This window comes from Sphingobacterium sp. UGAL515B_05, from assembly GCF_033097525.1.
Lineage (GTDB): Bacteria > Bacteroidota > Bacteroidia > Sphingobacteriales > Sphingobacteriaceae > Sphingobacterium.
Window position 1 is genome coordinate 3,669,925 of the sequence record NZ_CP109907.1, and the last position, 26,225, is coordinate 3,696,149.

Genomic DNA, 26,225 nt, shown 5'->3' on the forward strand with positions numbered 1-26,225 from the left:
GCCTTGCTATTTCCTTAATACATGTCGTAGAAACGGGCATTTTCGGACAAGTGACGTCAGATAACGCCATTTGGCAGCCTTCGTCCCGTTACCGATTTACCTTAGTGCCATGATATCGATATCCGTGGCTGCCTGCAGCGCCACATCGTTTTAAACATTTAAAAAAATTAATAACATGGCAAGATTTAATAAAGGTATACATGGTGCCTACACAGGTAAAGTGGGCAACATTGTGGGCTCGTCATGGCGCGGAATTGACTATGTCCGCTCCCTGCCCAAGAAAAGTTCAAAACCGGCTTCTGATAAGCAGCTGGCACAGCGCACGAAGTTTGGAATAACAACCAGCTTTCTCAAATCCATCAAAGATGTGCTGATGCTGGGCTATTCCGACAGCAAACAGCGCGGAAAGACAGGCTACAACGTCGCTTTTCAGCATTTTATCGATCAGGCAATTGTCGGTAACTATCCTAATTTTAGTATTGATTATGCTTCCGTAAAAATCGCCAGTGGTAGTTTGGCTATCCTAATGGGCCTAGAGGCTGTGGAGTCGGCACCGGGTGTACTCACATTGGGCTGGGATCCTACGATCAATAAGTTCAATGCCTTTTCCGACGATCAGGTACTCGCAATCCTACATGAACCGGTTGAGAATCTCTTTTATGCCTATGAAGGTGCAACCAGAAACGATAGTACCCTGGAAATTGCATTGCCGGCAAGTTATTCGGGCAAGACCGTGGTTGGCTGGGCATTTACCATACATCGGGATGGTAACATTACATCGAGTAGTCAGTATCTGGGTGAATTTGTGTTGACCTAGTTCTGGTCAGATTATGGAAGCTGCTCCAACAAGAGCAGCTTCCATTGATCAGAAAACAGTTTTCTTTTAAAAATTTAAATATGCAATATGGAATTTATACAAAAACAACTGGCCCAGGATATCGAGGATACCTATTGGCCTTTAACGGGGCGGCAGCTGCTTAGCATTATACTGGCCTGCCTGCTGATATTTTTTATTTCATCAGGCCTCTTGCTGCAGGCCATCGATCCAACAGCGGGCGTATTGGACATCGGTATGCTCTCGGTGCTGCTATTTGCCATCCTGGCTGGCCTAGCGGCTGTTTATTGCTGCTTTTGGCTTCAGGAAATGCTCTGGCAGCCTTTTAAGTTTTTCCGTCAGGAATTTAGTGCTCACTTTAATCAATTGACATCATGGCAACAATGCATTATCTATTTTTCGGTATTCTTTCTGTCGCTGTTCTCTTTCTTGGCCGTGCTGGCACTGCTGCTATAAGAGAACAGGATGTACCAAGCGGCTATACCGAGCTTCGAAGCGCCGATCCTTTGGTCGAGCATGGTGACGCTGTAGCGATAAATGACTACATAGGATCGGACCTGCGTAAACGTATTATCGATAGCGCTGTGCGGGAGATTGGCGTGCAGGAAGCTACAGGCAATAACGATGGTCCGCGGGTAGAAGCCTATCTGCGCTACGTGGGGCTTGGAAAAGGATACGCCTGGTGTGCAGCTTTCGTATCCTGGTGTTATGGTCGGGCTGGACGCCCATTGCCGCGCAATGCCTGGTGCCCGGCACTCTTTCCGATGGCCCGTCGGTATACGGCTGCACAGATCGCGCAGGGGAGCATCCGACAGGCCGATCTGTTTGCGATTTACAGCAGCAGTCTGCGGCGCATAAACCATGTGGGGCTTGTACGCCAACAGAAAGGCAAATGGATTGTGACTGTGGAAGGGAACAGTGCCAATAGGGTTTTGTCTAAACGACGTCCTTTGGCTACCATTTATGCTTTTTCAAATTGGCTGGACTGAAAGGAGGAAGGATGAACACAAGGCTATGCCAGATGATATTTTATGCGGGACTCTTATTCTTGCTGGGCTCCTGCAAGGTCTACGAAAGTAAAAAATATCAGAAACAACAAGAAACGGATGCGCACCGGCAGTATACCGAGCAGCTCCGAACGTTATATTCTGACCATCAGGATACGCTTTCCCGCCTTTGGTACTTTTGGACGGACAGTGCTTTTCGTTTCTATCCCGATAGTGGTCTGTCTGCCCGGTCGGGAGGTTTATTATTGCATGAGTCGGCCAAAAGGGTCAGTAAACAGGTACTGGAGCTGGCTGAAAAAAGGCAACAGGAAAAACAAAAGCAGGTCAGCCATGAAAAAAGCGGCAGCCAAATGCGCTCTGCCCAGCAGGTTTGGATCATGGGCTTCGTCTTGCTCCTGTTTCTTCTTTGGCGATGGGGCCGATCTCACCTATTGCCCTAGTAAGCGTGGGAAGGAGGTCTGAAGAAAAGCTTCGACAGGTACTGTTGGGCTATGAAGGAGACACGAAGTAAAATCGTAGTCTCCTTTTTATGTGCCGGATGAATTCCTGCTATGCATGTTTGAGAAAAATCAAAATTTGTTAATCGTTTTAAATTTTTATTAAAAAAAGCAAAACCGTTTTAGTTTTATTATATTTGTTCGTAACCAGATTAAGGGAGTAATCCACAAATTACTAGACACAGTGCGTGAAAGACCAACTTATGAAATATTCCTGCATCATGTAATTGTTTTTTGTGACGCTTATTAGCTTGTAAGCAAATGTTAAGATTGGAGATCAATAACCGGATATTATAAACAAATAGCAATCTTTGCTAGTAATGAAAGGGTAAAACGTGACAATGTACGCACAAAAATACGACGATACTGAAGAGAAGTCTGTCTTGATCTCCCTGCGTTCTGGCTGCCAGCGTGCTTTTCGGCAGGTCTACAGTAGGTATAGCGGGCGTATTTATCTCAACATCCGTAAGATGGTCAAATCCGAAGAAGACGCAGTCGAACTATTACAGGAAGTATTTATTAAAGTATGGGATAAACGGGAGTTGATTGATCCCGAGCAGTCTTTTCGATCTTATCTGTTCCAGATCGCCAAATATACTGTCTATAATTTTATCCGGCGAAATAACCTCGAAAAACAAGTTCAGGCATATCTTAGCCTTCACAATACAGCCTTATACAGTCACGTCGAAGAAGAACTCTATGAAAAGCAATATGAAGAATGGTTGTCTCAGACCATTGACCAGCTGCCGCCACAACGCAAATTGATCTACAAACTTTGTAAAATTGAGGGCAAAACCTACGCCGAAGTAAGCGACTTATTGAGTATATCGACATCCACCATCAACGACCACATCGTAAAAGCTACAAAATATATCAAAGAGAAGCATGGGATCCTGGATAAATCCACATTGCTCATTATTTCTTTTATACTTCTCCAACAGCATTAACGCATCTAATTTTCATTGCACAGAAAAAAAGTAAAATAAATTTGCAGGTAGAGCAGATGACGTTTACCGCTGAAGTGTATTAGCTGAAAAGAGGATAACCAATTGTGGAAAAGAAAACACTTCGATATACGTTAAGGCGATATATACAGGGAAAACTTAGCGAAGAAAATTCCCGTGCGTTTTTGTCCTATGTAAAATCAGGCAGGGATAAAATATTACTTCAAGAACTCATCCAGGAGGTTTTGGACGATCCCGTCGATCAACATCTGTTGGACGATCCAACTTTATTGGCCGTACTGGATAATACCTGGGACCAATTGCATCTCCAGATCAATAAACCAAAAACAAAATCGCTATGGACTTGGAAACGTATTGGCGCAAGCGCAGCTGCTGTTATCGGACTATTATTTATTGGTCGCTGGTTTCTTACCATTGAAACTAAAAACGTATCTCCGCAAGCTGCACAACATGTGATATCACCCGGAAAACAATCGGCGACCTTAACGCTGGCCAACGGCAAGCAGATTCATCTACATGAAACACAAAACGGTCGGATTGCGGAAGAATCGGGTATAAGAATTTCTAAAACAACGGATGGCCAATTGATTTACGAAGTCAGCGATAAGTCGCAGGGCGAAATCGAGCAAAATACCTTATCGACAACCAAAGGAGAAACCTATCGGATTAAGCTACCTGACGGTACACAAGTATGGCTCAATGCGGCTTCTTCGCTCAGCTATCCGGTTCGTTTTGCAAATCAAAAAAACAGAACTGTCACACTGACCGGCGAAGCTTATTTTGAAGTAGCGAAGGATTCCAAACACCCCTTTATTGTGCAGGCAGCAGCTCAGCAGGTCGAAGTGCTCGGTACCCATTTCAATGTAAACAGTTATGCCGACGAAACGGCGGTACAGACCACCCTACTGGAAGGTCGTGTACAGGTCAGTTCCCACAGTCAAAAATTGCTATTAGCACCGGGTGAGCAGTCGAGCCTTACAGCTCGTGGGGTGCTAAAATCCCGCCCAATAGATACAGCGCCGGTTATTGCCTGGACAAACAACGAATTTATGTTCGATGGAGATGATATCGAAAGCGTCATGCGCAAGGTGGCACGCTGGTATAATGTGGAGGTCATCTATCAGGGTAAAAAAACGACCGAGAAATTTGGGGGCGGAATATCGCGTTTTGATGATGTTCAAAAGGTCTTAAGCCTGCTCGAAAAAACGGGTGCCGTTCATTTCAGAATAGACGGAAAAAAAATACATGTACTTCCGTAATAACCTAAAAATAATTAATGACACAATAACCTAAATAAACAAACCGATGAATAAAAAACGACAAAACGAATAGCCACGATGGTGGGGTATAAAAAAGCAACCAAGATCCTGAAGGAGCTCGGTTGCCATTTGGGACAATTAAATTTTAACTATCCAATCTGCAGTATGTTTCTGTTTTGGACGACGCGAATACACTGCAAATAAACCTTACAAATGTATCAAAATTATATCAGAAAAAAGGAGATAGCGTATCTGCTATTCCGTAAACTATGGCTTATTATGCGATTGACAACCATAATTATCTTGGTTACTTTTATGCAGGTTAGCGCTACCACCTTTGCACAAAAGGTAACATTAGAATACTCCAACATGAGCCTTAAGAAAATATTTAGGGAACTCAAATCTCAGACGGGATACAATTTTCTGTACACGGAAAGGCAGATGGTAAATGCGAAGCCTGTTGACATAAAAGTTAGGGACCGTCAATTGTCGGATGTATTGGACCAGATCTTTAAAGATCAGCCCTTGTCGTACCAGTTGGATAATAAGACTGTGGTCATTTATGATAAGCCAAAAGCTTCCATAAAGTCCGTACCGATGGAGTTTACGATGATCCCAAATCAAGTCCCTGTAAAGGGACGTGTGACCAATGAACGTGGCGAACCGCTCGCAAATGTCTCTGTACGGGTCAAAGGAAATGAATCTATAGGTACTACTACGAATAGTGATGGTATGTTTACCCTCACAAATCTCTCACCCAAAGCAACCCTGGTATTCTCCTCTGTTGGTTATGATGCATTGAGCGGAGAACTGTCTTCCCTGCGGACCGATGGATCGGGGCAGCTCAATGTGATCATGAAAAATAGCAACAGTCAGCTCGAAGAAGTTATCGTAATCGGCTATGGTACCACGACACGTCAGCGTGTTGTCGGGGCCGTTGACCAGATCAGTGCGAAGACTTTCGAAAACCGACCTGTAGGCAATGTAACGCAAGCCCTTCAAGGAGCCTCCCCCAGTTTGACCATCCAACAGAAAAGCATGGACCCCAATGATAATTCGATGAATATCAATATTCGTGGGATATCTACCATAAACAGTAATGCGCCGCTGGTGGTGATCGACGGAATTATTACAGAAGGCGGAACACTCAATAAGATCAATCCGGATGACATCGAAACAGTGTCAGTATTGAAAGACGCAGGTTCTACGGCCATATACGGTTCGAGGTCCGCAAATGGCGTTATTTTGGTAACCACCAAAAGAGGACGCCAAAATCAGCGGCCTGCGGTGACTGTCGGCACCCAGTGGGGCGTGCAAGAACCTAAGATTTTATTTTCACCTGTTGCAGGGTATGAAAATGCGACCCTTCGTAATCTTGCACTGACCAACTCAGGAATGGACCCTCAGTTTTCACCTGAGGCTATTGCAGACTTATATGCCCATCAGGATATCGAGCGGTGGAACTTGCCGGAAATCATGAAAAACTCTTTCCAGCAAAAATATAATATCAGTGTGGCCGGCGGTGGAGATAAAAGTTCCTACTTATTTTCCGGCGGCTTTTACAATCAGCCCAGCAACTTTGTCGGACAGGACTTTGGTATTAAGCGGTACAATCTGCGGAGTAACCTCAGTACAGAGATCGGACGTTTTAAATTGACCTCAATCTTAGCCTATACCCGCAACAACAACATGAGCAACACGGCCGGAAGTGCCATTATCAATGCTTCCAGACTTCCGCCTTATTACTACTATCGCATGCAGGCTGATAATGGAAAATATCTTGTCAACAATGCACTGACAGATCAAAATCCTTTGGCCGAACTGAATGAGGGCGGCTATATTAAAAACGATAACGACTATTTCAATATCAACCTGAATCTCGAAGCAAAACTGTTTGAAGGTTTAAAACTGCGTGGTATCTTCGGAGCGGACATCTATGCAGATCACCGTTTTATCCGTAGAATCCAGGTGCCATTATATTCCAGTCCAGATGCCACGCAAGCACAGGTCTACGTTAATTCAGACCGCAATACCGAAGATTTTAACGAAAAAGCTTCATTGTTAAACTTTCAACTGCTCCTGGATTATGACCGAAATTTTGGCAGTCATCATGTATCAGGTCTGTTTGGAGCATCCAACGAATCCTATACACGCCGACAAAACGAACTGAAAATGAAATTTACTGATCCTGTCCTCGGCACACCGACGACAGGGACAGTTATTGATCCCGTGAGTGCCCGTGTGACACCAAATGGGACACTACAAAATAGTATCAATTCAATCTTCGGTCGTGCCGGATACGACTTTGCAAGTAAGTATTTTGCCGAATTTAGCTTTCGCTACGATGGGTCTTCTAAGTTCTCGAAAGCTAATCGCTGGGGCTTCTTTCCTTCGGGATCCCTCGGATGGCGGGCATCCGACGAAGTATTTATGAATTGGTATAAACAACATGTGGGTAGCCTAAAAATAAGATCTACCTATGGTGTTCTTGGCAATCAGGCCGTAGACGACTATGCGTATTATTTTACCTATGAATCCTATCAGAACAGCTATGGATTTAACAACAAACCCGTTTCTGCTGCGGGATTTAATTATGCCAGCCTGGATCTACGCTGGGAGAAAACCTATAATTTCAATGTTGGGTTGGACGCCACCTTCTTTCATGATAAATTAACGGCCAGTTTCGATTATTTTAAAAAGCGTACAGTTGATATCTTGATGTCGCCACAAATACCTTCCACCTTCGGAACCTCCCTAAAGAACCAGAATTTAGGTGAAATGAACAATGAGGGATGGGAAATCAACCTTAGCTACCGTGCTACAACAGGCGATTTCCACCATACGATCAATGCGAATATGGGCGATAGTCACAATAAGATTATTGCGATGCCCGGCGATGACCGTATTTCGACAGTCGATAACATTACTAAGTTGACGCGGGTTGGGCTACCCTATAATTCCTATTATGGGTACAAGATGGCCGGATTCTTTCAAAATATAACGGATATTGAAACTTCGGCCTTGCCGAGCGGTATTACGGCAGCAGACCTGCGCCCCGGCGACGTAAAGTATGTCGACCGCAATAACGATGGAATTATCGATGCACGCGACCGCTTTGTGTTGGGCAATGGTTTCCCCCGGTTTACATTTGGTCTTACCTATAACCTGAATTATAAAGATTTTGATTTTAGTATGTTCTGGCAAGGGGTAGGCAAGCGCGATATGATGATCCGGGGAGAATTGATCGAACCATTTCATCAGAATTATTCCTATACCATTTATCAGCATCAACTCGATTACTGGACGCCGACCAATATTGATGGACGCTGGCCCCGACTGACTGCAAATGGATCGACAGCATCGACCAATAATTTTGGGAAAGATTCTGATCTCTATCTTTTCAACGGGAAATACGCTCGATTGAAAAATATACAGGTAGGTTATTCGTTACCCAAAGACCTAGTGTCGAAATTGGGATTGCAGCGTGTTCGCTTTTTCATCAATGCCCAAAACCTGCTGACTTTGAGCAAAAACTCCTGGATAGATCCCGAATCCTCCGAATTTGATTCTAACATGGGTGGTTCGGCCAATAGTGCCCGCAATTATCCGACGTTGAAATACTATGGCGGTGGATTAAATATTCAATTCTAACCTTTTATGTAATGAAACTATATAAGATACTTATAGGAGGCTTGAGTTTAATGGCAATTCTCCAATTAACATCCTGTAATAAGTTGGATACGCTGCCAACAGACCGTTTTACCGATGAAAATTTTTGGGACTATCCAGAAAACGCCGAAAAAATGGTCAATATGGCCTATAATCAGCTGTATTCAGCAGATCGTATGTGGAATGATGAAGCCCTGAGTGATAATATTTTTGAGGGGCGCTCAAACACAGACCAGCGCGCAATCCGTAATGGAACCGCCGATCCAACACTGGGCCGTTTTGGGGCAGAGTGGTCCGATCTCTATGGCGGTATTAAGACCTGCCATGTCTATCTGGAGAATGTAGAGCGTGTACCCGGAATGGACGCGGCACTCAAAAAACGCCGTATCGCCGAGGTACGCTTTATCCGTGCATTTCTCTATTTTAGACTTGTTAATTTCTATGGCGCTGTGCCTTTCTTCACGAAAGATATCTCACTGGAAGAGTCTAAAACTCTTCCTCGGACAGAAAAAGCGACTATTATGGCCTTTATTCATCAAGAGTTGGATCAATGTATGGCCGATCTACCGAACAGAGATGCTTTACCGGTAGACGACCGTGGCCGGATTACCAAGGGGGCCGCTTCAGCCTTTCAAGCCCGGGCATACCTCTATGAAAGCAACTGGAATAAAGTATTGGAGTACTGTGAAAATCTGATGAAAAAACAAACGGAATTTGGTACTTACGCTTTATTCCGCAGTTATCCGGAGTTGTTTACTGCAGCCAATGAATATAATTCAGAGGTTATTCTGGATTATGCCTATGTACCTTTATTAAAAACGTGGAATAAGTTATATGATGCAGCACCGATCTCTGCACAAGCACGTTTAAACGGTTATGCACCATTACAAAGTCTGGTCGATAACTATTTGACACTGGGCGGAAATACCATTGCTACGGATCCGCAATATAACGACAATAATCCCTATGTCAACCGCGATCCACGTATGGCCGCAACCATCGTTTTTCATGGTGGACAATGGACTGATTTTGACGGTACAACACGCAAGATCTTTATCAAACCCGGCTCTGGTACAACAGATAAGGAACGCCTCGACGAATATCAGGGCGCAAGTGCCAACGCTTCCGCCACAGGGTATTACGTAAAGAAATACTACGATGTAACAGCAACGGTAAAATACGATGCCGGATTGAACATCATCATGTTTCGGTACGCCGATATCTTATTGATGTATGCAGAAGCAAAAGAAGCACTGGGACAACTCAATGCAGCAGTATGGGATATGACGATCAGACCTATTCGTCAGCGGGCTGGTTTTGAAGCATCAAAAGCATTGGACTTTCCGACTACCGGGGATCTGAAAACAATTGTCCGAAATGAGCGGCGAAGTGAGCTCGCTCTTGAGGGATTGCGTTACTATGATATCATGCGCTGGAAAGCTGGTAAAACCTATTTGGACGGCCAGGTATTGGGTGCTAAATATGGTGGTAACAATAGTAATATCAAACTGGATATCCGCCGATTTGATGAAAGTAGAGATTATCTCTGGTCGATACCACGAACCCAGATCGATCTAAATAAAAATTTATTGCCTAACAATCAGGGCTACTCAAACTAAATTTAATTAAAAAACTAGCGCAAACGGCGCATTAAAAAAATGTACGTTTCGAACCATAAATTAATGATATAGACATGAAATGGTATTTTAAAGTTATAGCAATGGTCGCATTGGCTGCGAGCATCGTTTCCTGTAAAAAAGACGATATGAAATACGCCGACGCAGAGGTGTCGGCTGTTGAGAACCTATATGCCCCTGCAGATGGAAAAGCTGTCAAATTATTAAGCTCCAGTTCCGCCGCGCTCTATTTTGAATGGGAGTCGGCATTGGTGGCCGACGGTGGGGCAGCGCAATATGAAGTTGTTTTTGATAAGCTCGATGGCGATTTCAGCAAACCTCTTTATACAGTCACGTCGGATAATAATGGAAACTCAAACGGCGCCAATATTAGTCACAAAATATTGAATCAGGTAGCAACGAAAGCTGGGATTAACCCTGGTGAGAGCGGCGATGTGATCTGGTCCGTATATGCTATCCGTGGAATGAAACGGGTATTGAGCAAAGCAAAGAAAGTGTTGAATATCAAAACACTGGAAGGCTTTGCGGAGATCCCCGATGAATTATTTATCACTGGAGAGGCGACTGAGGGTGGAACGGATGTTGCCGCATCTTTACCTTTTAAATTGGTAGGTAATGGTGAATATGAGATCTTTACAAAATTGGAAGCCGGAAAAAAATACACCTTTACGGATCGCAAGTCTGCTGAGGGGCGTGTTTTCTATTCGGAAGATCAAACCAAAATAAAAGAAGGTGAAACCGGAAGTAACAGCATTGCCAAGACGGCAGTATATCGTATTCGAATTGATTTCAATGTGGCAGCAGTTACTTACACAGAGATCAAAAACATGGGCGTTTATTTTTCTCCGTCCGGAGCTGTGGTGTTGGATCTACCTTATCAAGGTAAGGGAATTTGGTCTGCAACTGGTATCATCAATTTTAAACAGGAAAGTTGGGGCCGTGACCAACGGTATAAGTTCCAGATGGAAACCGTCAAGGCCGGAAAGGCTGAGACCTTACAGCTGGGAACTCAAAACGGGACGGACAGTCCTCCCAATAGTTCATCAGCTCCTTCTTATTATTTCGTCCGAATATTGCCCAATCTTTCACAGTGGGACGATAAATGGAAATTTGCGGATGCAGTAGACGGCCATCCAACAAAAATATCGATGATTTTACAAGGCGACAAAGACTATACGCATACTGTCGTACCAAATTAAAGGAGGAGACCCCATGAATAAAATGATTATACTGTCATCCCTATTGTTTCTACTCTTAGGATGCACCAAGATTGAGGACAGCTACCCCTATGACGACACTGTACAGCAAAGCTGGACAACTATTGCAACGCAGGTTTCCGATAAGATGATTGCCGGATTCTGGAATGAGTCCGGGTATTTTAACAATGCGATCAATCAATCCGATCTGGGATTTCAATATTGGCCCAATGCACATGCGATGGATGTTGTTATCGATGCCTATCTACGAACGAAGGACAGCAGATATAGTGCCTATTTCAGCAAATGGTTTGAAGGTGTGAAGATCAAAAATGGCAATACTTATTATAACGTATTCTATGATGACATGGAATGGAATGCACTGACCATATTGCGCTTATATGAAATCACCAAGGATCAAAAATACCTCGACACGGTATTGCTTTTATGGACAGATATTGCTGGCGCATGGGATGAGCAATATGCAGGCGGTGGATTGGCTTGGAAGAAAGATATGCGCTATAGCAAAAATGCTTGCTCGAATGGGCCAGCTAGTATTCTGGCAGCTAGACTATATCGTTTGACAAAAGATGAAAACTATCTGACCTGGGCCAAGAAGATCTACGAATGGCAAAAAGCAACACTGTACAATCCGTCAACGGGCGCTGTTTATGACAATATTAATGGTCAGACAGGTAATGTGGATATGACAACACTGACTTATAATCAGGGGACGTTCCTTGGTACCGCAGTGGAGCTTTTTAAGATTACTAAAGATCAGCTTTATCTGGTTGATGCGCAAAAAATTAGTTATTACACAATCACACGTTGTATCGATGGCGGGAATAATATTTTGCGCGACGAGGGAAGCGGCGACGGCGCATTGTTTAAAGGGATATTTATACGATATTTTGTAGACTATTTAAATCAGGAAGGAATTGATGTAGCCTACCGCAGTAAGTTTGAGAAATTTTTGGTCAATAATGGTAAAATTGCCTGGACCAAGGGAACAAGTCTACCGACGCTGTTCTTTGGTCCGTCCTGGGCCCAACCACCTATTGGCAACAGTGAAATCACTGCCTATGCAAGTGCTGCGATGCTTTTTGAAGGATTAGCAAGCTATGAAAATAAATTAAAATAATGGAATGAACACAAAGAAGCCTTCGTGACCCAAAAGGTTTCGACGGCTTCTTAAAATACATATGCTGATGAGACAAATCACTAAGATAACGACGACTATGCTGCTGTCGGGTTTATGCTATTTAACAGGCTATGGGCAATTCAATAAAGGACAGTCTGCCGAACGTGCCCAAAGAACGTTAGCTATTATTTACGCTAAGTATGGAAATACCAAAAATCAACTGTTGACTGAGAAATATCCCTTCGACGAAACCTTTAAAGCGGACTATCTGGATAATCCCGAACAGGCAGCCGGGCAAAAGAAATATGCTTACCTATGGCCCTTCTCGGGGAGCTTTTCCGCTGTAAACACATTGATGGAACTCCCAAAGAACAAAGCGCTTTACCAAAAGATCTTAGACCAACGCGTGCTGCCGGGATTAATGGAATATAGGGATCATTCCAGAGAGCCCGTTGGTTATGCGTCCTATATCAATTCTGCTCCGGCATCAGACCGGTTTTATGATGATAACGTCTGGTTGGGTATTGACTTTACCGATAGTTACCTGCAGACAAAAAAGGTCGATTATCTTAAGCATGCGAAAGAGATCTGGGCTTTTGTAAAAAGCGGCGCGGATGACAAGCTCGGTGGTGGAATCTATTGGTGTGAACAGAAAAAGGAATCTAAAAATACCTGTTCCAATGCTCCTGCGGCAGTATTTGCACTAAAGCTCTTTGAAGCTACTAAAGAGGGGGGCTATCTGAATGAAGCACGACAACTCTATGACTGGACAAAGGCAGGTCTGCAAGACCCAACGGATAAACTCTATTGGGATAATATTCAGCTCAATGGAAATATTGGTAAGGCCAAGTATTCCTATAATTCCGGACAGATGTTGCAAGCAGCAGCGTTGCTTTACAAGCTTACCAAGGAAAAAAAATATCTGATCGATGCCCAAGAGCTAGCAAAAGCTTGTTTAGCGTATTTTTTTCAGACCACGGACCAAGATACTTTTCCAATGTTAAAGAATAGTAATTTATGGTTCCATGCTGTAATGATGAGGGGATACATCAGTTTATTGGAACAGGACGGAAATAGAACCTATATTGATATTTTTGCGAAAAACCTAGACCGCGCATGGTATAAGATGAGGGATCAGGACGGACTGTTTGATGTCGACTGGACTTTGGAGAAAAAGCAAAAATCCAAGTGGCTGTTAGATCAATGCGCTTTTGTGGAGATGTATGCACGTTTGGCAAAACTAGGATATTAATTCATGTATGAATTTGCTGACGACGATAGGGAGGCGCGACCAAGTTCGATTGCTTCCATCGCGCGGTTATTCAACTCCTGTTACAGGATGCTATTTCCGCTTGGGGCGATTGATTGAATAAGTGGTATTCCATTTGAAATAATTAAGTTTGTGGTATAGCGCTTATAAAAAATGCAATCTCTTTATTTCTATTGGTTACTTGTCTGTTCCTTCGTGGGTACGGCTGTTTTCGGGCAATCGCTGGATTATCCCTCTTTTCGCAATATTTCCTTGGGAACGAATGCAAATACAGTCCACTCTTTTGCACAGGATAGCTTGGGGATGCTTTGGCTCGGAAGTAACAATGGGTTATTTAATTATGATGGCTATGCACTACAGCCGCTCACGGGGACCAAATCTCCTTTTCAGACGTTCGTTTACTGTATTGCGCTGATCGATAATAAACATTTCGCATTGGGGACAGGGCAGGGAGTGCTGCTCTATAACTATCAGTACGACCGATTTGAATCTTTTCCGACAGGGGGACCTGGAGATGTCAGGTCTTTGCTCCTTGTTGGCGACACCTTGTGGATAGGTTCAATAAGTGGTTTGTATTGCTATAATACCAAGACACGTAAACTTATCGATTATCAGAATTCTTTTCCAAAGAACAAATCGAAAACGGCCGTGTATGCACTGGAAAAGGTGGGCGATAGAATCTTAATCGGTACGTATAATGGACTTTTTGAATTAAATCCATCAAAAAAAGATATTGTTCCTCTACCGCTCCCAGATTATAGGCCGGGGAGTAATCAATTTGTGAATTCTATATTTTCTATTCCGGAATCTGCAAGTACCTATGTGGGAACTGAATATGGCTTGTATCGCTATAATACGAAGAACCATACACTTCAGAAAACTCCGGTATTACAAAATCATCCCATCAAAGCGATGGCTTCCAAAGATTCCAACACCTTGCTTGTCGGTACGGATGATGGTCTTTTTACGTATCAGCTGGATCAGCAGTTGGTCAAACGGATCAAACATGATTCCCGGAATAGAAACTCGCTGGCCAATAACATCGTGTGGAGTATCTTTAAGGATCGGTCGGAAAATATCTGGCTGGGTACAGACCTGGGATTTTCCTTATGGTCCAACCGTAAGGTGGAAAAAATACTGCCGATCTATCAATTGACTGCGAGCAGCGACGGCAACCGTTTTTATAAAATTAACAGGGATCGCAATGGCTGGTATTGGCTGGGCGGCGATAATGGTTTGATCCGTGTACGTGGGCTGGACGACAAAAATACGGAAAGCAGCTGGTACCGTATGGATGCCAAGACCTATCGTCTGGCACACAACCGTATCCGGGATATATTTGAGGATCATGCGGGATTGGTGTGGATAGCCTCAGACGGCGGCGTCAATGTGTTTGATGCGCATACGAAACAGTTTAAAACCTTTACAATTGTCGATGCCAGTGGAAGACGAAATGCGAAATGGTCGTACGACATCTTACAAGATGGACAGGATAATCTCTGGGTGGCCTCCTATATGGGGGGAATATTTGTCGTCAGCCGAAGCCGTTTATTGGAGGCGACGGGCCCGGTCATAGCAAGCCGTAATTTCAGTAAAGCTGACGGTCTTCTGGAAGATTTTTCCAATCAGATCGTTGACAATGGTAGGGGGAAGATCTTGGCGCTGTTCTATAATAAGGGGATCAGTAGCATTGATGTGGCCACAGGGAAAATAACGGAACTTAAAGACAGCGCTGGGCATGCATTGGATCAGGCGACCTTTATGCTGAAGGATGGGCAGCATACGGTGTGGGTAGGGGAACATGGCGAATTGAGGCGTATTGCTCCAGACGGGAAAAATACATTGGTTCGTTTTGATCCTGTTGGTAAAGGAGAAGTAACTGCCATGGCCGAGGTCAAAGAAAGCATCTGGCTGGCAACAAGTACTGGGGTATGGCAGGTTAATAAGCAGAGTTTAAAAACTGAATTGTTAAGATACGGACAAAGGATATCCTCAATGTACTACGATGCCGAGCGGGAACAAGTGGTGCTGGGAGGAATTGATGAGGTGGTCCTGTTGCCCGCGCAAAATGAGCTAGCGGATCTGGATGGTTCCAAAAAGATTGTGCTCACCGCAATGTATGTCAATAATGAACGTTTCGGTAATTACGACTATGGCTTACGGTATAAAAACGAGATCACTTTGGCGCATGATCAGAATAACCTCCGGCTTGAATTTTCCGATTTGGATTATGGAAATCATTTGGGCTATCGCCTAGCTTATGCTTTTAAAGGGAAAAATGAAACCTGGATTCCGATGGAACGGGGTGATAACAAAGTGCTCCTGTCCAACTTAAGTTCGGGTAACTACAACCTTCAGTTGGCTAAAGTGGATGTCGCCGGTCATGTTGTGTCGGAGATTTATACCTACCATATTCAGATCCGTTATCCATGGTATGCAAGCTATTGGGCTAAAGCTGCTTACGTCCTCATTGTTATTTTCCTGCTATTTTGGGTCGTCAATTTTTTCAGGGTTCGCAGTACACTAAAATGGGAAAGACGCGAACGGAGAAAGGTACTTGAGCTCACAAAGATGAAAATGGACTTCCTGACAGCTGTGTCGCATGAGCTGAAAACCCCGTTAAGCCTAATTCTGGCTCCTGTCAGCCAAATGATGCGGCAGACAAAGAACAGTGACAAAAAGAAGCAGCTGGATGGTGTTCATCGAAATGCCTTAAAAATCAGTCATCTCATCCAGGAATTGATGACTTTTGATCAGGTCGAGCAGCAACAGACGCCCTTGCAGGGCCTGCTTACCTCTCAGATGGATCTGGTCGCCTATAGCAGACAAATTATAGCTGACTGGCAGCAGGTGCCTGAGTACAGTACCGTCCATATTGACTTTGTTACCGATGTAGAGAGCTTTTTTATACAGACCGATGTAGCCAAACTGGGATCGATTCTCAACAATCTCATCGCTAATGCCTGTAAGTATAATCGTCCGGAGGGTAGCGTGGAACTGCAGCTGAAAGTAATTGGTCCGGATGTCAAGCTTATCGTTCGGGATACAGGAATTGGTATAGCACCCGAAGACCTGCCTTATGTCTTCAGCAAATTCTATCGTTCTTCCCTGAAAGAAGTGAGTGCTGTACAGGGGACGGGCGTTGGTCTGTACCTGGTCAAAAGTTATTGTGAGCAGTTGGGCTGGAGCGTTGATATAGCGAGCGATCAAAAGGGCACAGCGGTAACGCTTAGTTGGAAACATGACCATGTAAACGATAAGGATGAGACCGATAGCATACCGGTAGGGGCTAAACGAAAACTACTGATCGTCGAAGATAATGCCGAACTCGCTGATTTTTTACGAAATGCCATGCAGCCACATTACGATTGCCGCATTGTGAGTGATGGTAGCGAGGGCTTACGCTTGATCGACGGACATACTTTTGTGCCCGACATTATTCTCACTGATGCCATGATGCCCAATATGGGGGGGATTGAAATGGTGAAAAAACTACGACAAAATATCGTGACGGCAACCATTCCGATCATTTTGCTGACAGCACAAAACGATGAGCTGATCAGACGCGAGTGGGTTGCCGTCGGCATAGATGCTTATATGGCGAAACCTTTTGATCTGGACTTGCTCCAGATACAGCTATTGCAGCTCTTGGATAGGAAAGATAAGATTGTCGCTCAATTGCGTATCGACGAAATCAGTAAACCCACAGAAGCAATAGCTGTACATTCACCGGATGAAAAATTTCTGACCAATGTGACACAGCTGATCGAAGAAAATTTAGACGATTCGGAATTTTCGGTGCAGCGGCTCAGTGAGCTCACGGATGTCGCCGCCAGACAACTCCATCGTAAAATTAAGCAACTAACAGGCTATACACCGGTGGAGTATATACGCAGCATTCGTATCAAGAAAGCAGCATTGTTATTACAGCAAAAAAAGTTTACCGTTTCCGAGGTGATGTATATGGTCGGATTCTCCAATGCTTCTTATTTCTCAAAATGTTTTCAATCGGAATTTGGGATGTCACCAAAGGTATATATGGAGGGTTATTTGTAAATAATTGATTGTTAGTGCTGTTTGTTGTTTTGGGTGGTTGGGGATGTCCAATTTGTGTTGTTCTTTGTCCGATATGTGGCTTTAAAAAATAATCACGTTTGATAGGTTTGTAAGAGTAATAACCAAAAAATTATAAATCGATACAATCCATGCGTGTAATTATTTTATGCTGCTTTGCTCTCTTGGGCTATGTCAATTCTTACGCTCAATCGAAGGCGATTAAAAAGGTTCCTACAGTTTTTGTCGACCGTGAAGGTGTCATGCGCTGGTCCGACTCCAAAGCTGAAGCTTCATTTTATGGCGTCAATTATACCGTTCCTTTTGCCCATGCCTTTCGGGCTTTACACGATAAAGGCATTGATCGAAAGCGGGCTATTGATCGGGACGTTTATCACTTCGCCCGTTTGGGATATAACGCTTATCGTATCCATATTTGGGATGTAGAAATCTCCGATAAAAATGGTAACCTGATCAGCAATGAACACCTTGATCTACTGGATTATCTACTTTTTAAACTTCAGGAAAGGGGAATTAGGATCCTGATTACGGGAATGACCAATTTTGGTAATGGTTATCCTGAAAGAAATATAAATACAGATGCATTTACGTATCATTATGATAAGTGTGCGGTGCATGCTAATCCACAGGCGATAGCTGCTCAAGAAAAATACATTACCCAGTTACTTCATCATGTCAACCCGTATACCGGAAATGCTTATCAGACGGACCCTTACATCATAGGCTTTGAAATAAATAATGAGCCTTGCCATACAGGTGCCATTCAGACGACGTCGGACTATATCGGTCGAATGGTGAATGCCATGAAGAAAAGCGGGAATAAAAAACCGATTTTCTACAATGTAAGTCATAATATGGAACATGTTAAGGCTTATTTTGATGCTGATATCCAAGGCACAACTTATCAATGGTATCCTGTGGGACTGGTTGCTGGACGGGAACGTCAGGGGAATTTTCTTCCTTACATTGATCAGTACGACATCCCTTTTTCAAACTTGAAAGGCTTCGCCAACAAAGCGAAAGCAGTTTACGAATATGATCCTGCTGATAATCTCTACAGCTATATGCATCCCGCGATGAGCCGCACATTTCGTTCGGCGGGATTTCAGTGGATCACTCAGTTTGCTTACGATCCGATGGATATTGCAGCCTACAATACCGAATATCAGACACATTATCTCAATTTGGCTTATACACCGGCAAAAGCACTGAGTACCATGATTGCTGCAGAGGTGGCTTATACGATACCGAGAAATAAAAAGTTTGAACAGTACCCTCAAGACACCCTATTTGGCGATTTTAGCGTTAGTTATGAGCAGGATCTCTCCCTGATGAATGCGCAGGATAAGTATTTTTACACCAATAATACGACGGTAAGGCCTTTAAATCCAGTGAAATTGCAACATATTGCCGGTCATGGCTCATCACCTGTGGTGGAGTACGGTGGATCTGGTGCTTATTTTTTAGATCGACTGGAAGATGGTCTATGGCGTTTGGAGGTTATGCCGGATGCAGAAAAAATCGCTGATCCTTTTGCCAAGCCATCGCTCGATCGGGAGGTGGTACATATCCTGTATCGGTCACAGATGATCGATATTCGGATTCCTGATCTAGGCGATCTGTTTACCGTCCGGTCACTGTTAGGGAAAAACAACAGCGATGAAGCTATTTCAGTCACTAAAACAAGTTTTAGTGTTAAGCCTGGCGTATATCTGTTAAAGCGTAAGAATCTCCAGCTGAAAAATAGCTGGCTAGCTTCCTCGCCCTGGAAAAATGGCCATTTGGGCGAATATTACGCGCCAAAAACGGAAGCCCTGAAGCAGCCTTTATTGATACACCAGCAGCCCGAAGTATTGGAAAAAGGGCGCTCTACCAAATTGCAGTTCCGTTATGTTTTTGAAAAACAGCCCGATTCCATTATTCTACAAACGGATCAGGTTTCGTTTTGGAAAGATCATAATCCCTACATCAAGTTGATCTCCACAGATAACTGTACCTATGAAGCGGACATCCCGGCATCCTTATTAGTCGGCAATGAATTGAAATATACAGCTACTGTGTTTGTGGGTGGTGAAAAAATTACTTACCCAGACAATCAGACTGGAGCCCCACTGGAATGGAATTATCGCGTCAATAGTTATTGGACCGTGGGCTTATATGAGCAGCGTGCGCCTATAGGGCTTTTTGAATCCTTCTCCAAAGTCTCTTCTTTGGAAACTTTCGCTATTCCGGAAACGGCTTACATGACTGCGCAACGGGAGCATCATGATCTCAGTAAAGTTCCTTTTTGGACGTATACCTTTCATGCCAAGGATTCGGGGGTACAGTATTTTTGGGTAAAAGATATCAAATCGACAATTGCTGAACGGCCTGCGGGTATCGCTGCTGCCACAAAGCTCTGTATACTCTTGAAACATGAGGGCGGGAATCCGCTACTGAATGCTGGGTTTGTGACAAAAAAAGGGTATACCTATGTGGATAATATAGCTATTGGGGCATCCGGTGAAACAGTGGTCCGTTTGGATCTAGCCGACCTAAAGCTTGTGCCTACGGCTTTGCTACCTGCTCCTTATCCTGTTTTTCTTGAACGTTTTTTTAAGCCCACGGTTCCGGTTCAATTTGACAAAAGGGAGATCGAAAAACTAATCGTTTCAGGCGAAACGATGGAAGGGGTGGCACTATCCATAGCTGCGATATGGCTCGAATAGCGATCAGCTGCTTAATACGATAGATTATTAGGGCATGGATATAATCCGTCAGGCTGTAAGGATCAAAGTTTGTAGCAGGGTGATGCCCTAAAAAAACGCCGTCGTTTTTTTAGGGGAAGGCTTAACAAAGCGATAAGGAGTACAAAGAATATAATAAAGGGAAAGAAAACAATTATAAACACATCTAAATTTTAAACAATGAAGGGTTTTGCATTTAAAACAAGTTTATTGGGCTTGTCCTTGCTATCCTGTCTTGGGGAAACGCAGCTTTATGCTGCAACGAAGGGGGAAAGCAAGTGGATCGGGTCGATGCAACAACAGGATGTCCGTGGGGTGGTCCGCAACGAGCAAGGGCAGGTGATGGCAGGTGTAACAGTATTGGTGGCCGGAACTACGGTGGGCACTTCAACAGCGAGTGATGGCTCGTACCGTATCTCATTGCCCAGGGGTAAATCCCAGCTTCTATTCTCTGTTGTAGGCTACAGTAGCCAAACCTTGACGGTTGTAGGGGGAACATCCGTGGATGTCAGCATGGTCCCTGCGGGAAATGTGCTGGAAGAGCTCGTCATCGTAGGTTATGGTAGTACAACAAAAAAGGATCTAACCGGTGCCGTAAATACGGTCGGAAGCAAGGATTTCAACAGTGGACTTGTCGGCTCTCCCGAACAGCTGATCAATGGAAAAACAGCTGGTGTGCAGGTGATGTCCAACAGCGGTTCACCTTCTTCCGGGAGTACGATACGGATCCGTGGAGGAGCCTCCTTGAGTGCCAGCAACGATCCATTGATCGTATTGGATGGGGTACCGCTAGAGACTGGTGGTATTAGCGGCAATAGTGGCAATTTTCTCAGTCTGATCAATCCGAATGATATCGAAAGCATGACGGTGCTCAAAGATGCATCATCGACCGCAATATATGGATCCCGAGCGTCAAACGGGGTATTATTGATTACAACAAAGAAGGGTAAGGGAGATGCCTTGCGACTTTCTTTTTCTTCAATCGTGTCTATGCAGCAGGCTATGGGAGTGGCTGATATGATGTCGCGCGACGAGTTTGCCTCGCTGATCAACACCAAAGGAAGCACTGCCCAAAAGGCTTTACTGGGCAATGCCTCAACAGATTGGCTGTCTGAGGTTTTTCAGGATGCCATCGGAACGGATAATAATTTAAGTCTACAGGGAAAGATCGGTAAAACCTTGCCTTTTCGTACATCGGTGGGCTATTATAATCAGCAAGGGACTTTGCGGACCGACAAAACGGAGCGCGTGACGGGCGCTTTGGTGTTAAATCCCACTTTTTTTAATAAACACCTGACCGTAAATTTAAATGTTAAAGGTGCTCATAACAACAACGGTTTTGCCAATACCGATGCGATATGGTCTGCTGTAGCGTTTAATCCAACGCAACCGATTTATTCTGGGGCAGATGCGTATGGCGGCTATTACGAGAGTTTGGATAATGCGGGCCTTCCGGCAACAGGTGCAAACCTCAATCCACTGGGATTGCTCAAGCAGGAAAAACACCGTAGCACAGTCAATAGAGCCGTGGGTAACCTTGACCTCGATTATAAATTCCATCCGCTGCCTGAATTGAAAGCGCACGTAACACTCGGATATGACTATGCCAAAGGAAATGGATCGAATCTTATTCCGGCAAGTGCGGCCAATAATTTTACGATTGGAGGCGCTTTTGACCGTTATGAACAGACGCTTAAAAATAAATTGTTTACAGGCTATCTAAACTATAACAAGTTCTTCCCGGAAATTAAAAGTACAATTGATGTGACAGCAGGTCACGATTATCAATATTGGAGTGCCCGACGGCCACCGATAGTATACTACAACGAAGCTGGTGATATACGCTCGACTGCTATTGCATCTGACGAAAGACATACCCTGATTTCCTGGTACGGACGGATCAATTACAATTACGATAGCCGTTATTTATTGACCGCTACGGTCCGTAAGGATGGAACTTCCCGATTCAGTCCCGAAAACCGCTGGGGGACATTTCCCTCAGTCGCCTTGGCCTGGCGTCTTTCGCAGGAGTCTTTCATGAAAGGAATCTCTTTCCTGGACGATCTAAAGCTCCGTGCGAGTTACGGTGTTACAGGGCAGCAGGAGGGAATCGGAAATTACGAATATTTGCCGGTATACAATTTGGGAACAGCCTATGCACAGTATCGTTTCGGCGATCAGTACCATCTGGTGTATAGACCATCGGTTTACAATCGGGACTTACGCTGGGAAACGACCAAAGCATTTAACTACGGCCTGGATTTCGCTTTGTGGAAAAACAGGGTGTCTGGTGCAATTGACTATTACACAAGAAAAACGCATGATCTATTGGCCAATGTGCCTGTAGCCGCAGGAACCAATTTTGACCAGAATGCGACTATTAACGTAGGTAATGTCGAAAGCAGTGGCTTCGAATTTCAACTGAATACCGTACCTATACAAAAGGATGATTTGCGCTGGGAAGTCAATTTCAATGCGACTAATCAACATACAAAAGTGACCAATATAGCTCTGGTGCAGGATGCGAATGCCGTGGGAACTTATGTGGGACCGAATGTCAGTGGTCGTGGTATCCAGATTCTGACAACGGGGTATCAGCCTTACATGTTTTATGTCTACAAACAGTTGTACAATGAGGCTGGCAAGCCGCTCGAAGGTGTATATGCGGATCTGAATGGTGATGGAGCGATCAACGAAAAAGACTTGTACCGCTATCAATCGCCGGCAGCAAAATGGCTCTTTGGTTTGAATACGCAGTTAACCTACAAAAAATGGACAGCAGCAACGACACTACGTGCAAATCTGGGTAACTACGTATTCAATAATACCAAAATGAACCTCAGTGCTTGGGAGACAGTTCAATATGTGGATGCGTCGATCAATAACTTACATCGGGATTACTTGAATACCCAATTCCAGACCAGACAATATTATTCGGATTATTATGTCGAAAATGCTTCCTTCCTTCGGATGGAAAACCTGTCGGTGAACTATAATTTTGGTCAGGTGGGTAAGATCTCCAATCTGCGTGTGGGTGCAGTAGCTCAGAACGTTTTTATTGTGAGCAAATATAGCGGTATGGACCCTGAGGTTCCGAGTGGATTCGACAGCTCGTTCTACCCACGCTCAAGAACTTTCTCCCTGAGTCTCAATATGGATTTTTAATGGCTTCCTCAAAAAAGAAAACTTATATAGCGATGAAAAATATAAAAAGATATTGTTTTGGATTGTTGGGTATAATCGCATTGCTGCAATCCTGTACAAAGGACTTAAACCAGTATCCTACTGTAGAAACGACTTCGGAGTCGGTATACACCTCTGTGGATGGTTACCGGGCTGTGCTTGCTAAATTGTATGCCTCATTTGCCGTTGCGGGCAATGGACGTGGTGATGCCGATCCGGATATGGCGGGCAGCACGGCTTCCTGGGGGTACCTTCGGGTGTATTTTAACTTACAGGAGGTACCGACTGATGAGGTGATCTATACATGGGCAGGAGGCGACAATATGACCGATATCCAGTATATGACCTGGGGAGCTTCCGATACCTGGGTCAATGCCATGTATTATCGGATCTATTATACGGTAGCGATCTGTAATGAATTTCTACGGAATGCAACAACAGAGAAGCTGGCGACTTTTAATTCGGCCGGGCAGGCACAAATTTTGGAGTTTGCAGCCGAAGCGCGTTTTCTGCGTGCATTGGCCTATAGTCATGCAATGGACCTTTATGGGAACGTTCCTTTTGTGACTGAAAAGGATCCGGTAGCTGCATTTTTTCCACCACGGATGACACGGGCTGATCTCTTTGCATTTATTGAAAAAGAATTGACAGAAATCGAAACGATCTTACCGGAAGCACGTCAAAATGAGTATGGCCGGGTAAGCCGTGCCGCTGCCTGGTCCCTATTGGCCAAAAATTATCTGAATGCTCAAGTTTATACGGGCACAGCACGTAATGCCGAATGCCTGAACTATGCGAAAAAAGTGATTGATGCTGGATATTCCTTAAATGCGAACTATAAGCAGGTATTTAATGCTGATAATGATAAACGGACCAATGAAATTATTTTCCCGATAGAGGCCGATGTAGCGCATACAACGACATGGGGTGCGACAACGTATCTTGTCAACGGCCCTATTGTTGGAAGCATGAAATCATCGGATTACGGTGTGCTTTCCGGCTGGAATAGTTTTCGTACACTTCGCGAATTTGTGGCACTCTTTCAGGCGGAAGACAAAAGAGGTGATTTTTGGAAAAACGGCCAGTCCCTGGATGTCGAAGATCCCGCTGCCTCGAGTCAGGGATATGGGCTTGTTAAGTTTACAAATTTGAAAGATGATGGTACCTATACCACAGATGAAGGTTTGGTGAGTACTGATTTCCCGATGATCCGCCTGGCCGACGTGTATCTAATGTATGCTGAGGCTGTACTGCGCGGGGGCGGAGGAAGTGTACAGGAAGCGATCAGGTTGGTAAACAGTATCCGTCAGCGGGGATATGGCAGTTCGGCCGGAGCCATTGACCAGGCGCAGCTAACACTGGATTTTATCCTTGCAGAACGCGGGCGTGAACTGTTTTGGGAGTGTACGCGTCGCACAGACCTGATTCGATTTGGGAAATTTACCGGTAGCAATTACCTCTGGCAATGGAAAGGCGGTGACATGAACGGCCGCTCTGTGGATGCAAAATTCAATCTGTATCCGATTCCAACCACTGATATGAGCGCTAACCCGAATTTGATCCAAAATCCTGGCTACTAGCGACGACTGGCATTAATAACTAAATCTATGGGGATATCCTGCTATTTGAGCACATATGCTGCGGAGAGTATCCGGGTATTCCCATATGGACTTTTAAAGATAATGATACATATGAAACAATTGACACTCTATATCCTGGTGTTGCTTTTCGTTGCCTGTAAAAAGGAGGGTGGGACACCGGCTGTCAGTGGGATAAAACCTGCGGTATTGTACAGCAGTACAACAGAACTGGTCTTAAAATCTACTGACCGCAAGGCGGTGGCCCTGCAGCTTGTCTGGGATGAGGCGATTTTGGCTAGCGATGAACCAGTGGCTCAGTCGGCTTTAAAAAATAAAATAGAAATTGCTGCTGATCCATCTTTTTCTGCTGTCTCCAAAAGTATCGAACAGGTAGCAAGCTCGCTCAGCTATACGCATGAACAATTGAATAACCTTGTCACGGGAATGGGATTTTTGCCTGATGAAAAGAATGTGTTTTATGTCCGTATTGCTTCACGATTGGGAACCAATACAGATTGGCTCTACAGCAATGTGATTGCCCTTAATGTTACCGCTTACCAGCCCGTTGAGGATGCAGCCTATCTCTATCTATCGAATAAAGAGTTTACGCAATTTCCATGGAAATTGTGTTCGAGAAAGGAAGATGGTTTTTACGATGGTTTTGTGCGTCTCGACCAATGGTACAACTTCTATTTAACCAATGCAGAAAGCGCGAGTGCATCGCTCATCTATGGTTCTTATCCCCTGGATGGTAGCCAATATATCTTGTATAGCGGAGCTGATCGCTGGAATTGCTGGACGAGTAAAGGTGGATACTTATACTTGACAGCCGATGTCAACAAATTGGCCTGGAAAGAGACTTCCGTAGAATCCATGACGGTAACGGGCGATTTTAATGGTTGGAGTGCAACAGCAACACCAATGGTATATGACCAGACGGCGAAGGTTTGGAAAGCAAGCATCACGACAACGGCAGCCGAACAATGGGGAATTAAGGTATTGATCAATGGCAGCTGGACTTGGTTTTTTGGCGCAGCAGAGGGCGATGGAAACTGTGCTTTGTATACGGCCGATGGAACTGGCTTCGCTTATGATAAGATCGGTACACATACATTGATTCTTGATCTAAGCGATCCAAAACAATTCAAATATCATGTGGAATAAAATAGATAGGGACGGGTTCTTA

The 26,225-nt window shown here is 44.3% G+C and carries 16 protein-coding genes; all 16 read left to right on the forward strand.

Annotated elements, in window-relative coordinates:
- Window positions 1-175 precede the first annotated feature (175 nt).
- The 16 genes from OK025_RS15040 (at window position 176) to OK025_RS15115 (ending at window position 26,203) form a co-directional block, all read left to right on the forward strand.
- Window positions 176-817, forward strand: coding sequence for a DUF6266 family protein (locus OK025_RS15040; RefSeq protein ID WP_317664919.1), 642 nt, complete (start codon window positions 176-178; stop codon window positions 815-817).
- Window positions 818-904: 87 nt separating this feature from the next.
- Window positions 905-1,291 carry a hypothetical protein gene (locus OK025_RS15045; protein ID WP_317664921.1) on the forward strand — a complete coding sequence of 129 codons (387 nt, stop codon included), beginning with the start codon at window positions 905-907 and terminating at the stop codon, window positions 1,289-1,291.
- The gene (locus OK025_RS15050) at window positions 1,210-1,824 is read left to right on the forward strand and encodes a CHAP domain-containing protein (RefSeq protein ID WP_317664923.1); all 615 of its coding nucleotides are present in this window, start codon (window positions 1,210-1,212) and stop codon (window positions 1,822-1,824) included. Before OK025_RS15045 ends, OK025_RS15050 begins: the two co-directional genes overlap by 82 nt.
- Window positions 1,825-1,835: 11 nt before the next feature.
- Window positions 1,836-2,282 carry a hypothetical protein gene (locus OK025_RS15055; RefSeq protein WP_317664925.1) on the forward strand — a complete coding sequence of 149 codons (447 nt, stop codon included), beginning with the start codon at window positions 1,836-1,838 and terminating at the stop codon, window positions 2,280-2,282.
- A gap of 398 nt (window positions 2,283-2,680) precedes the next feature.
- Complete coding sequence (locus tag OK025_RS15060) at window positions 2,681-3,286, forward strand: RNA polymerase sigma factor (RefSeq protein ID WP_159333192.1); 606 nt, start codon at window positions 2,681-2,683, stop codon at window positions 3,284-3,286.
- 104 nt (window positions 3,287-3,390) lie between these two features.
- Window positions 3,391-4,563: a FecR family protein gene (locus tag OK025_RS15065; RefSeq protein WP_317664928.1), complete on the forward strand. Its 1,173-nt coding sequence runs from the start codon at window positions 3,391-3,393 to the stop codon at window positions 4,561-4,563.
- Between the two features lie 213 nt (window positions 4,564-4,776).
- A complete protein-coding gene (locus tag OK025_RS15070; RefSeq protein ID WP_317664930.1) occupies window positions 4,777-8,214 on the forward strand; it encodes a TonB-dependent receptor in 3,438 nt (1,145 codons plus the stop codon).
- 11 nt (window positions 8,215-8,225) lie between these two features.
- Window positions 8,226-9,851 (forward strand): RagB/SusD family nutrient uptake outer membrane protein, encoded by a 1,626-nt coding sequence (locus tag OK025_RS15075; RefSeq protein ID WP_317664932.1) that lies wholly within the window; start codon window positions 8,226-8,228, stop codon window positions 9,849-9,851.
- A 74-nt stretch (window positions 9,852-9,925) separates the two neighbouring features.
- Entirely contained in the window at window positions 9,926-11,068 is a 1,143-nt protein-coding gene (locus OK025_RS15080; RefSeq protein ID WP_075993610.1) for a SusE domain-containing protein, read from the forward strand.
- Between the two features lie 13 nt (window positions 11,069-11,081).
- On the forward strand, window positions 11,082-12,206 hold the full coding sequence (locus OK025_RS15085; protein ID WP_317664936.1) for a glycoside hydrolase family 76 protein: 1,125 nt from the start codon (window positions 11,082-11,084) through the stop codon (window positions 12,204-12,206).
- Window positions 12,207-12,273: 67 nt separating this feature from the next.
- A complete protein-coding gene (locus OK025_RS15090; RefSeq protein ID WP_317664938.1) occupies window positions 12,274-13,458 on the forward strand; it encodes a glycoside hydrolase family 76 protein in 1,185 nt (394 codons plus the stop codon).
- A 171-nt stretch (window positions 13,459-13,629) separates the two neighbouring features.
- A complete protein-coding gene (locus OK025_RS15095; RefSeq protein WP_317664940.1) occupies window positions 13,630-17,532 on the forward strand; it encodes an ATP-binding protein in 3,903 nt (1,300 codons plus the stop codon).
- Between the two features lie 149 nt (window positions 17,533-17,681).
- A complete protein-coding gene (locus tag OK025_RS15100) occupies window positions 17,682-20,258 on the forward strand; it encodes a hypothetical protein (RefSeq protein WP_317664942.1) in 2,577 nt (858 codons plus the stop codon).
- 198 nt (window positions 20,259-20,456) lie between these two features.
- Window positions 20,457-23,441, forward strand: coding sequence for a SusC/RagA family TonB-linked outer membrane protein (locus tag OK025_RS15105; protein WP_317664944.1), 2,985 nt, complete (start codon window positions 20,457-20,459; stop codon window positions 23,439-23,441).
- 32 nt (window positions 23,442-23,473) lie between these two features.
- Entirely contained in the window at window positions 23,474-25,039 is a 1,566-nt protein-coding gene (locus OK025_RS15110) for a RagB/SusD family nutrient uptake outer membrane protein (RefSeq protein ID WP_317664946.1), read from the forward strand.
- A gap of 111 nt (window positions 25,040-25,150) precedes the next feature.
- Complete coding sequence (locus tag OK025_RS15115) at window positions 25,151-26,203, forward strand: DUF5111 domain-containing protein (protein WP_286771053.1); 1,053 nt, start codon at window positions 25,151-25,153, stop codon at window positions 26,201-26,203.
- The last annotated feature ends 22 nt before the right edge of the window (window positions 26,204-26,225 follow it).

What these genes read in the sequence shown, in the direction of transcription:
- OK025_RS15055 (WP_317664925.1), top strand. Translation starts at nt 1,836, where the DNA reads ATGAACACAAGGCTATGCCAGATGATATTTTATGCGGGACTCTTATTC.
- OK025_RS15110 (WP_317664946.1), top strand. Translation starts at nt 23,474, where the DNA reads ATGAAAAATATAAAAAGATATTGTTTTGGATTGTTGGGTATAATCGCA.
- OK025_RS15070 (WP_317664930.1), top strand. Translation starts at nt 4,777, where the DNA reads ATGTATCAAAATTATATCAGAAAAAAGGAGATAGCGTATCTGCTATTC.
- OK025_RS15090 (WP_317664938.1), top strand. Translation starts at nt 12,274, where the DNA reads ATGAGACAAATCACTAAGATAACGACGACTATGCTGCTGTCGGGTTTA.
- OK025_RS15085 (WP_317664936.1), top strand. Translation starts at nt 11,082, where the DNA reads ATGAATAAAATGATTATACTGTCATCCCTATTGTTTCTACTCTTAGGA.
- OK025_RS15040 (WP_317664919.1), top strand. Translation starts at nt 176, where the DNA reads ATGGCAAGATTTAATAAAGGTATACATGGTGCCTACACAGGTAAAGTG.
- OK025_RS15100 (WP_317664942.1), top strand. Translation starts at nt 17,682, where the DNA reads ATGCGTGTAATTATTTTATGCTGCTTTGCTCTCTTGGGCTATGTCAAT.
- OK025_RS15080 (WP_075993610.1), top strand. Translation starts at nt 9,926, where the DNA reads ATGAAATGGTATTTTAAAGTTATAGCAATGGTCGCATTGGCTGCGAGC.
- OK025_RS15060 (WP_159333192.1), top strand. Translation starts at nt 2,681, where the DNA reads ATGTACGCACAAAAATACGACGATACTGAAGAGAAGTCTGTCTTGATC.
- OK025_RS15075 (WP_317664932.1), top strand. Translation starts at nt 8,226, where the DNA reads ATGAAACTATATAAGATACTTATAGGAGGCTTGAGTTTAATGGCAATT.
- OK025_RS15095 (WP_317664940.1), top strand. Translation starts at nt 13,630, where the DNA reads ATGCAATCTCTTTATTTCTATTGGTTACTTGTCTGTTCCTTCGTGGGT.
- OK025_RS15045 (WP_317664921.1), top strand. Translation starts at nt 905, where the DNA reads ATGGAATTTATACAAAAACAACTGGCCCAGGATATCGAGGATACCTAT.
- OK025_RS15050 (WP_317664923.1), top strand. Translation starts at nt 1,210, where the DNA reads ATGGCAACAATGCATTATCTATTTTTCGGTATTCTTTCTGTCGCTGTT.
- OK025_RS15105 (WP_317664944.1), top strand. Translation starts at nt 20,457, where the DNA reads ATGAAGGGTTTTGCATTTAAAACAAGTTTATTGGGCTTGTCCTTGCTA.
- OK025_RS15115 (WP_286771053.1), top strand. Translation starts at nt 25,151, where the DNA reads ATGAAACAATTGACACTCTATATCCTGGTGTTGCTTTTCGTTGCCTGT.